Source organism: Bacillus sp. LL01 (genome assembly GCF_001037965.1).
The window spans coordinates 1-9526 of sequence record NZ_LFEL01000050.1 but is presented as its reverse complement, the minus strand read 5'-3'; the positions used below and the strand labels follow the sequence as shown (position 1 = coordinate 9526).

Sequence of the window (9526 nt, the reverse complement as noted above, 5' to 3'; positions counted from 1 at the left end):
GTCCATTCCTCAGCAAGAAGGGGTTCAAGCTCCATATCTGTGTTGTACTTAACTAATGTTTGATAAATATTTGATTGGACATTTCCACTCGGAACATCACTAGATGTGTGTGGATCAAGTGATGTAGCATCAGATAAAACAGCGACAACAAGATTGCCGCCCTCATTGCTTACCCCTTCATCTACACCCTCTGTAGTATTACCATTAGATGATGGTTCACTTGCACACCCTACAAGTGCAAGCGCCATAGCAATTGAACATACGCCAGCTCTCAAAAATTCACTTTTAATCATGACATCCTCCTCTAAAATAGTCTTTTGCACACATACAAAACTACTATATTGTTACACAATTGTAAACACTATTAACAGAAAATTATATTTTTTTATTATTTTTAGAAACTATTAACCACTAAATAATTGAATTTTTACTCATGGCGTTTCGCAAATCAAACTAAAGTGTATATATCCACCTGGTAAAAGCAATAATTTTATACATAAAGGTTAAAATGAAACTATTTAATAATAATTTTTTCACTTAAGTTATTATCATAAAGACAAAATAAAAAAGAGAGGGTGTCCCCTCTCTACGTACAATGTTCCTTTATTAACGATTCCAATGTCGATGTTCAGCAATGGCTCCTGCAAAGTTTTGACTAAATACTTTCATGTCTTTACCTGTTACCACACCTTGCTTCTCAACTATTTTCACTTCTTCTAACCAAGATGTACCGCCATGAGTGGCTCCAATTGGTTTAAAGTGAGAGAAAGCTTCTTTTATGAAGTAAATGGCATCCTCTTTAAAGGATTGCTCAGGATTTTTACCACCAACTACATATAAAGCATCAAACAATACTGATTCACCCGTTAAGAAAGTGTGATCGATTTCAAACTCAATACCATCTGCTCCCTTTTTCACACCTAATTTATCACTAACAAACYCCGGTTGGATTCCTTGAATTTTTAGTTCATCCAATACCGCTTTTACTTCACTACCATTAAAGTCTTGATCAAGAATGACACCTACTTTACGAGTATCTGGCTTCTTAACTGAATTTTCTTGGCTGAGAGCTGGTGAAACCTTATCTACCTTAGAACCACCCTCCGCTGGGGAACTTGCACCAATCGCTTCTGCAACTGGCTTAGCTAGATCAAGTGTGACATTAGCAAACATGTCTATAACCTGTTGTTGCACAGACTTATTCTGAACTTTTCCAAGTTCAAAGCTGAACGCTTCAACGATATGATTCTTTTCAACCTCACTCATACTATTCCAAAATAGTTTCGCTTGGGAGAAATGGTCTTTAAAGCTCTCGCTTCTCGTACGCACTTTACGTCCTTCTACTTTCTCTTGGTAATGGACATAGCCTCCCTCTTCTTCACTTGCTGCTGCAGGGGTATTAGCGGCAATAGAGTTTTTATGATAGCTCACTTGTCCTTTATTAATTGTTTGACGACCATAACCATCTCGTTGATTATTGTGAAACGGACACACTGGTCTATTAATAGGGAGCTCATGAAAATTAGGTCCGCCAAGACGAATTAGTTGTGTATCTGTGTAAGAAAACAAACGTCCTTGTAGCAAGGGATCATTTGTAAAATCGATACCTGGCACCACATGCCCTGGGTGAAATGCAACTTGCTCTGTTTCAGCAAAAACATTATCTACATTTCGATTCAGTGTCATCTTCCCAATGATCTTGACTGGTACATCTTCTTCTGGCCATATTTTTGTAGGGTCAAGTACATCAAAATCAAAAGCAAATTCATCTTCTTCACTAATAAGCTGGACACCTAGTTCATACTCAGGAAAATCTCCATTTTCAATGGATTCCCACAAGTCTCTACGATGAAAATCAGGGTCTTTTCCTGCTACTTTTTGAGCTTCATCCCAAACTAGAGAATGAATGCCAAGTACAGGTTTCCAATGAAATTTAACAAAATGAGCCTTACCTTCTTCATTAACGAAACGGAATGTATGAACTCCAAACCCTTCCATCATTCTGAAGCTACGTGGAATCGATCGATCAGACATCGCCCACATCACCATATGAGCAGATTCTTGATTGTTAGCTATAAAATCCCAAAAAGTATCATGTGCAGATTGGGCTTGAGGTATTTCATTGTGAGGTTCTGGTTTGAGTGCATGGACTAAATCCGGAAATTTGATTGCATCTTGGATAAAGAAAACTGGGATGTTGTTACCAACTAAATCATAGTTACCTTCTTCTGTATAAAATTTCGTTGCAAACCCGCGAGCATCGCGTACGGTTTCAGCAGAACCCTTAGAGCCAGCAACTGTAGAGAACCTGACAAACACAGGCGTCTTAACCGAAGGATCTTGTAAAAATTTTGCCTTCGTAAATTCTTTTGCTGATTCATAAACTTCAAATTCACCATGAGCAGCAAAACCTCTAGCATGGACAATCCTCTCAGGGATTCTTTCATGGTCAAAATGAGTCATTTTTTCACGAAAATGAAAATCCTCCATTAAAGTAGGACCACGATCTCCTGCTTTAAGGGAAAATTCATCCTCTGAAACTTTTAATCCTTGGTTAGTTGTCAGCTTCTTGCCTTCATCTTTTACACGATAGGATTCTAGCTGCTGATCCTTCTTATTTTTCATTTCATTACTCATGAATATTCCTCCCTTAATATGAAAAAAATTACACCTTAGACTTTACCCATGATAATGATTCATAAAACAAGATCAAAGCCTATTAGTTGGATTTTATTTCAATTTGTAAATTCCCTACCTACTAATGGAAAGAAGAGAGATATAAATTTTTCATTCTATTTGTTATAATACAAAGATGAGTATGAGTGAAATTCTAATAGAGGAGTAAGATGCCAAATGGCTACTGTCATTATTCAAAATGAAACGATGTCAGTTTTAGATTGTATTGGTGAGAACATTTTTATAGCAAATAATGACTTTGAATTAATCTGGATGAACAAGGCAGCACACCAGTTAATTGATCAAATAAAAGAGCTTATCGTSTCAGATTCAACTGAACTGATTGGAAAGAACCTATCTATCTTTCATGCGAATTTTGGACTTCAGAAGGCTATTCTAGAAAACCATCTTCCTTACCACTCAAGAATCAAACTATATGGAAGATATTCTGCAGAATTAAAAGTAACGCATTTAATAAATGAGCAAGAAGAAAAGACCGGCTATATTTTAACGTGGAATGATATTACGGAAGAAGAAGAAGAAAATCAAAAAAAGCAAAAGTTAATTGAAGAGATTAGCACACCGATACTTCCAATGGCAGTGGAACATTCACTGTTAGTTCCGCTCATCGGGACTTATGATTCCGAACGTTTTGAAAAGCTACAACAAAAATTATTACTAGAGTGCTCTACTTTAGGGACAGAGTATGTCGTATTCGATTTTAGTAGTATGTTGTTTGAAGATAATGAGCGAATTATTAACCAAATTGCCACGATTTCAGAAACCATTGTGCTAGTAGGAGCAGAACCTCTTTATGTAGGCTTTCAAATTCCTCTGATAAGAGAGCTGGTTACCCGAAAAGTAAAAACAGGGGCAAAAACATTCGGCACCTTTAAACAGGCATCAACCTATTTACTAAAGAAAAAAGGGTATTCAACCAATTTAACTGATAAAAATTAAATTGATAGATAAAAATGAGCAACCGTATAAACACGTTTGCTCATTTTTCTTTACTCACTACTATCTGTGATTTTTCCTAAGAAGAAGCCATCTACTTCACTTAATTTGCCTCTCCAAATAATCTTCCCAGTTGAAGGAGTAGATTTACTATCACCGATAAACACTTTTGTATGCTTCATGTGAATAAAAGAGACTTCAGGCGGGCTACCGCTCTCGGCTTCTTCGCTCGCTTTAGAGAGTTCGTTACTCACCTTTTGAGCTACCTCATTTCCACCTTCAAACGATTCATTAAGTTCATCTAAATACTCTTTCGCAGAAACCAGAGTTCCTGATATGAGAGAACCTTTGACGTTTAATGTGATATCTAAAGAGAAACTATGCTTATTGGCTGCTTGCACAAAAAACTGAAGTATACTGTCTTTTCGTGCACTTACCTCATCACTCATAATCACATCTCCTCTCTATCCCTCTAGTAGAAGAGGACTAAAGTGAACTAATCCTTCTTCTCTGGGGCTTTTTTAGCTTTCGTTTTACTTGAAGTGGTTTTGGCTTTAGCTTTTTTACTTCTGGATTTTCGTTTGTTTTTCTCTTCGTCAGCTTCTTCGTCTTCTGCTTTTTCTTCGTCAGCTTCTTCGTCTTCTGCTTTTTCTTCGTCAGCTTCTTCGTCTTCTGCTTTTTCTTCGTCAGCTTCTTCGTCTTCTGCTTTCTCTTCGCTAGCTTCTTCGTCTTCTGCTTTTTCTTCGTCAGCTTCTTCGTCTTCTGCTCTCTCTTCGCTAGCTTCTTCGTCTTCTGCTTTTTCTTCGTCAGCTTCTTCGTCTTCTGCTTTCTCTTCGCTAGCTTCTTCGTCTTCTGCTTTCTCTTCGCTAGCTTCTTCGWCTTCTGCTTTTTCTTCGCCAGCTTCTTCGTCTTCTGCTTTTTCTTCGCCAGCTTCTTCGTCTTCCTTTACCTTTTCCTCGTTCTCATCCACTAACTCGCCAATTGATTCTTCTAAATGGTCTAAACGCTCATCTGCGCTATTTTCATCAGATTCAGATGTCTCATTTTCACCACTTGAGGCTGCGCCTATAAAGAAACCATCTACTGCACTTAGCTTTCCTCTCCAGAGAACCTCMCCCTTAGAAGGGGTTGGGTTACTATCTCCACAATAGACTTGAGCCTCTTTCATGTGAATAAATTGGGCTTTTGAATCTTCTTTTGTATCAACAGCTTCTCCAGCTTTAGCAAACTGTTCACTCAATATATCAGCAACTTCATTCCCGCCTTCAAATCGTTCACTAAGGGATGAAAAGTAGTCCTTTGCCGAAACCATTGTTCCAGTAACAATGGCACCTCCGACATTTAAAGTGAGCTCTACATTGAAATTTTCTTTGTTAGCTGCACGTACCAAAAACTGCAGAATGCTATCGCCTACTTCTTTATGTTCCTCACTCATTAGGTCTTCCTCCCTTCATTATGAAGAAGTATCATCATCGCTTGAGAGAGTTGTGTCATCATTTTGTGACTTTGACTTTGATGTTTTCTTACTTGTGTTACGTTTTCTTCTTGTTGATTTTCCATTTTTATTGCCTGTGCTTTTTTTCTTCGAATCTTCTTTTTTGTCGTCCTCTTTTGAATCATCTTCTTCTTTATCATCTTCTGACTCAGTATCTTCTTTTTCTTCTTTGTTATCTGACTCATCTTCATCGTTATTCTTTGAGTCATCTTCTTTTTCTTCATTATCTTCTTGCTCTTTGTCTTCTGATTCAGTATCTTCTTCTTTATCTTCTGACTCATCTTCGTCCTTTGAGTCATCTTCCTTTTCTTCTGTGTCGCCTTCGTCCTTCATTTCTTCTTCGTCTTCATCCTCTTGGTCATTTGAAGCAGCTACTTCATCATTGCTTTGCGTTAATTTTGTCAGCATCTCTTCTAAACGACCTAAGCGATCATGTAAGTTGTCATTTTCTTCTTTTAATGATTCATAGTCATCATTGTTTTCTGGCTCTGTATTTTCATCGTTTTCTCCAGCTTCTTCTTGCGCATTGTCAGAATCTTCATCTGAGTCATCTTTGTTCTGATTAAACAAGCTCATCGCTGAATTTTTTAGTGAATCTGTAGCCTTTTTAGACTTATCTTTAGCCATTTGACCCAAATCAGTACCTTTACTTTTARGCTTTTCACTATCGATGCTATCTTTAATTCTCTTCGCATTTTCTGGTGTTGCTAAATATCCTACTGTAGCTCCAAGCAATCCTCCAGCAATTGAACGTTTAATTGGACTACCGCTTGAACTTGTCTCCTGATTTGTATCTTTCTCTTCTGTTTGATTTTCCACTTTTTTATCTTCTGCCATGATAAAAACCTCCTATTAGTAGTTAAATTCTGTTGAGTTTAAGCGATTGGTACCCGTCTTTTTCTCAAGAGCTTCCAATCTTTCTTGTAATCTTTTATTTTCTTCCTCGAGAGCTTTCGTATCATTACCGACCGCTTTAGAGCTTAAATATGGATCTGTTTCCCACCAATCCATTCCAATCTCTTTTGCTTTATCTACTGAAGCTACAATTAATCGAATTTTAATGGTTAATAACTCTACATCTGCAATTCCTACAGTAATATCTCCAGCAATTACGACACCCTTATCTAGTATCTTCTCTAAAACATCTACAATCGTACTTGATTGCATAGAATGCTCGACTGACATTTAAAGTCCCCCTTGATCTGTTTGGATTAAAGTAAACTTCCTAAAGGACCCAGATCAATATTTAAGTCTTCTGCATCAAGACCAAAGATTTCTTTTAACTCTTCCATTTTTTCTTCTAGATTCATTAAAGCTTCACCAAGGTTCTCAACTTGCTCATCTGATAAGGTGCCGCCCTCGACTCTTCTCATTGCATGTCTTTCTACGATTTGTCTTAATAGCTCTATAACAGTGAGAACAAGCTGTGCCAAACCATGCTCCGCCTTATCAGGATCTAAGTTAATTCTTCCACTTGTTGGGTTGGCCGGTTGCATCAATTAACTCCTCCCTTTGTTGATCAAAATTTGCTGAAGAGACTGGATGGTGTTGTTCTTGTTGGGCTTGTACAAGCGATTCAACAGAGGCAATTAACACTCTTAAATCTAAATACACCAAATCGACCCCAGCAATTGATATAACTAAATCAGCCTTAATCGCTACACCTTTGTCAAGAATGACATCTAAAATATCAATCAATGCGATGTCTTTATTTTCAACCGATTCTCTAAGCGACATATATCTTCATCCTCACTTATGAAAAGCTAGAAAAATGGTATGCTGGCCAAGGACCAGATGCTTCAAACTGCCAACYCATTTCTTTCATTTCCTTTTCATATTGCTGGATTTGCTCTAGAAAGGACTCTACCTCAGATTTAGAAATAAGGTATACGCCATTCCACGTCATATTTTCTTTCTTACCTGTTACATCTTTACTCCAATTTTTCTTTACATTCCCTTGAAGTACAAAGGTTTGAAGATGAGCATGAATCGCTTCACTAACACGATTTTTTTCTTCTTCAAGCTCATTTTCAATAAGCTTATCGATTTTTTTCTTTTCAAAGAATTGTTTCCCTCTTGGCAACTCACTAATTTCAGCTCTCTTAGCTTCAATCGTAGGATTGTTCTRACTCACTTGTTCTTTTAACAACTGATCATCACAATACAACTTCAAATTCCATTCTTCATTTCCAGCAAGCAAGTCAAATGTATTCATCATTTTAGATTCATTTGCATGGACTGTGTTTTTTAAACTATCTTGATTTTTATATAAGGTACAAAACTTCAATGGAATAATTGTGAATAATTTTGATAGTTTCATAACCGTTTCATGATGATGGAAGGCTTTTTCTTGGAGCCATTCCATATCGTCATTAATTCGGTCTTTAATACTTTCTTCTGAATACTCATTGGCGTTCAGATTGCACACAATTGCTGTAATATTCTCGATAGGAATCGTGTAAATATCCCCTACATCATCAAATCCTTTAAAAGATGGAAACGATTGATTGGTCGCTTCATTTGTTGGGACTAAGCCGTATAAATAGATTAGATCGCCCATCTTCTACCCTCACCTCTTTTTAGTCATCTGCTCCCACTGCTCTATTTCAAGCCGTTTAGCCACTTCATATCGTGTAATTAACTCTTCCTCTTTCGCTTTATAAGCTTCTTCTGGAATTTCGCCGAGTTCATACATCATTTGTAGTTGAATAAGCTTTTGCTGAATGGTGTTAAGATCATATAGCTCTTTATCAGCCTCTTCTTTTACCTTTTCCCCAATTTTTATGACAAGGTTAATCGGCGCTGAAACTAGTTTGTGAATCATTAGCTCTCCTCAACCTTAAGCCTAATATTTACAAAATTATACGCTGGCCATGGACCTGTATAGTTAAATTCAACTTTATCCTTCCAATGTTCATGTACCGCATTAACCATTTGATCAAACTCTTCTTCTTTGTCGCGGTCAATGAGGAACGAGGCATTTAAGAGCATTGTTTCACCAATTGGATCATTAGCCTTTGCCGCTTCTGCTCCTTCATTTAAAGGAGTGAATATCTCCTCTTTCACTTCTTTTTGAAGAGAATTCATAAATTCTTGCGCCGCGCCACCTATCTTGATTCTTTCATAGTAGCTAGCTGCTTCGGATTTGCCTTTTACCTTTTGGGCCATTTGATCAAGCTCAGCGTTTTCCCTTACTTGTGATTCTAGCCATCCTTTTTTTCCGATCACTTTCAGTCCGACTTCAATTTTTCCTTTGATTTCTGGAAACAGCTTTGTAAACTGTGGGTACAGATTTTCAAGTAATACTGCCACATCTTCAGTGGATTGAAATACATTACCAAAACTAACAGGAATAACTGTGTCCTTTTGCTTCATCACAAGGGAAACGGCATTTTGATGCATCATCAAATTCTCTTTATTAGGGTGATAGATCTTCATAGGAGCACGAGTTGCCACCATCCCTGCATCTTTATAGCGGATTGTAAAAAGGTCACATTTTTCACCTTCTATTTCAATCTCACCCAAATCGTCATCTGAATCGGTTTGAATTCCACAAAAAATATAAATACCCATTTTCTCTTCTTGACTCATCATTTAGCTCTCCTTCATCAATCAGTCGCCTTCATGCTTTTTAGTGCTCTGGTTATTAGTTCTTTTGCTTTTTCTACTGGCTGATCATCCTCTATACATCGACTTACTTGATGACCTAATATATCGATACACAGACGTTTAAATTCTTCATTTGCTCCATCTATGGGGGTGTCTTGGTCTGTAGCTAGCTTGGCAATCATTAAAGAGGCTCGTAAGCTAGGACCGCTATCATCCTTGCATTGATTTCGTAAAGTTGAAACAAGAGTCGTAATCGCTTTAGCTTGATTCTCGGTCACATCGGTTTTTTCGGAAACGATCAATGTTTCGCGATCAACATCTTTATAATCAACGAAAATTGTAATTAAGCGATCAAGCAATGCATCTTGTGTTTGATAGACCCCAGCATACTCTTCAGGATTACTCGTAAAAATAACCGAGAAATCAGGATGAACCTTTACGAATGGTTCCGTTTTTTTAGAACCGTATAAAGGTAAAATACGTTCCTCTAAAATGGATAGAAAGATATTATTAGTATTAGGCTTTGATCTCGTAAATTCATCATATACAAGTGTGTATCCATTTTTCACCGCTTCAAGTAAACGTCCATCTTTCCAGGTCTCACTCACACTTTCATCCTTTTTATAAACAGAACGAATATAGTTATCCACCATCTTTTTACTTGTGTAGCCAGTAAAGTCACCAATCAAATCACTATTATTCAACTCATGATTTCCATGAATTAGCATGATAGGCTTTTTTCGCTTTTTCGCTAAAGCTAGTGCTAGAGAGGTTTTTCCTGCCCCTGAT

12 protein-coding genes and 1 pseudogene are annotated in these 9526 nt (G+C 37.3%); 1 reads left to right on the top strand and 12 read right to left on the bottom strand.

Annotated elements, in window-relative coordinates; translation table 11 throughout:
• Positions 1–293, bottom strand: a pseudogene (locus AB685_RS23465) (glutathione ABC transporter substrate-binding protein); the annotation flags it as partial.
• Between the two features lie 313 nt (positions 294–606).
• Entirely contained in the window at positions 607–2637 is a 2031-nt protein-coding gene (locus tag AB685_RS23460) for a catalase (RefSeq protein WP_047972997.1), read from the bottom strand.
• Positions 2638–2853: 216 nt separating this feature from the next.
• Here AB685_RS23460 and AB685_RS23455 point away from each other — a divergent pair, with 216 nt between their 5' ends.
• On the top strand, positions 2854–3636 hold the full coding sequence (locus AB685_RS23455) for a PAS domain-containing protein (RefSeq protein WP_047972996.1): 783 nt from the start codon (positions 2854–2856) through the stop codon (positions 3634–3636).
• Positions 3637–3686: 50 nt separating this feature from the next.
• On the opposite strand, the gene gvpU (AB685_RS23450) is transcribed toward AB685_RS23455, so the two are convergent.
• From gvpU (AB685_RS23450) to gvpN, 10 genes are all read right to left on the bottom strand, one after another.
• Entirely contained in the window at positions 3687–4082 is a 396-nt protein-coding gene (gvpU, locus tag AB685_RS23450; protein ID WP_047972995.1) for a gas vesicle accessory protein GvpU, read from the bottom strand.
• 47 nt (positions 4083–4129) lie between these two features.
• Positions 4130–5068 carry a gas vesicle accessory protein GvpU gene (gene gvpU, locus AB685_RS31825; protein WP_198530574.1) on the bottom strand — a complete coding sequence of 313 codons (939 nt, stop codon included), beginning with the start codon at positions 5066–5068 and terminating at the stop codon, positions 4130–4132.
• Between the two features lie 18 nt (positions 5069–5086).
• Complete coding sequence (locus AB685_RS23435; protein ID WP_047972994.1) at positions 5087–5965, bottom strand: YtxH domain-containing protein; 879 nt, start codon at positions 5963–5965, stop codon at positions 5087–5089.
• 15 nt (positions 5966–5980) lie between these two features.
• Positions 5981–6313: a gas vesicle protein gene (locus AB685_RS23430; protein WP_047972993.1), complete on the bottom strand. Its 333-nt coding sequence runs from the start codon at positions 6311–6313 to the stop codon at positions 5981–5983.
• Between the two features lie 26 nt (positions 6314–6339).
• A complete protein-coding gene (locus AB685_RS23425; RefSeq protein WP_047972992.1) occupies positions 6340–6624 on the bottom strand; it encodes a gas vesicle protein K in 285 nt (94 codons plus the stop codon).
• Positions 6590–6865 (bottom strand): gas vesicle protein, encoded by a 276-nt coding sequence (locus AB685_RS23420; RefSeq protein WP_047972991.1) that lies wholly within the window; start codon positions 6863–6865, stop codon positions 6590–6592. Before AB685_RS23420 ends, AB685_RS23425 begins: the two co-directional genes overlap by 35 nt.
• Positions 6866–6881: 16 nt before the next feature.
• The gene (locus AB685_RS23415; protein ID WP_047972990.1) at positions 6882–7688 is read right to left on the bottom strand and encodes a GvpL/GvpF family gas vesicle protein; all 807 of its coding nucleotides are present in this window, start codon (positions 7686–7688) and stop codon (positions 6882–6884) included.
• Positions 7689–7697: 9 nt separating this feature from the next.
• The gene (locus tag AB685_RS23410) at positions 7698–7952 is read right to left on the bottom strand and encodes a gas vesicle protein GvpG (RefSeq protein WP_047972989.1); all 255 of its coding nucleotides are present in this window, start codon (positions 7950–7952) and stop codon (positions 7698–7700) included.
• Positions 7952–8719, bottom strand: coding sequence for a GvpL/GvpF family gas vesicle protein (locus tag AB685_RS23405; RefSeq protein ID WP_047972988.1), 768 nt, complete (start codon positions 8717–8719; stop codon positions 7952–7954). The genes AB685_RS23410 and AB685_RS23405 overlap by 1 nt, the downstream gene beginning before the upstream one ends.
• Positions 8720–8736: 17 nt before the next feature.
• Positions 8737–9526, bottom strand: a 790-nt coding sequence (gene gvpN, locus AB685_RS23400) for a gas vesicle protein GvpN (RefSeq protein WP_047972987.1), incomplete at its 5' end; no start/stop codon positions are given.

Bases quoted from the DNA above. Each gene is read 5' to 3' on its own strand.
- gvpU (WP_047972995.1), bottom strand. From the start codon at position 4,082: ATGAGTGATGAGGTAAGTGCACGAAAAGACAGTATACTTCAGTTTTTT.
- AB685_RS23430 (WP_047972993.1), bottom strand. From the start codon at position 6,313: ATGTCAGTCGAGCATTCTATGCAATCAAGTACGATTGTAGATGTTTTA.
- AB685_RS23425 (WP_047972992.1), bottom strand. From the start codon at position 6,624: ATGCAACCGGCCAACCCAACAAGTGGAAGAATTAACTTAGATCCTGAT.
- AB685_RS23420 (WP_047972991.1), bottom strand. From the start codon at position 6,865: ATGTCGCTTAGAGAATCGGTTGAAAATAAAGACATCGCATTGATTGAT.
- AB685_RS23410 (WP_047972989.1), bottom strand. From the start codon at position 7,952: ATGATTCACAAACTAGTTTCAGCGCCGATTAACCTTGTCATAAAAATT.
- AB685_RS23405 (WP_047972988.1), bottom strand. From the start codon at position 8,719: ATGAGTCAAGAAGAGAAAATGGGTATTTATATTTTTTGTGGAATTCAA.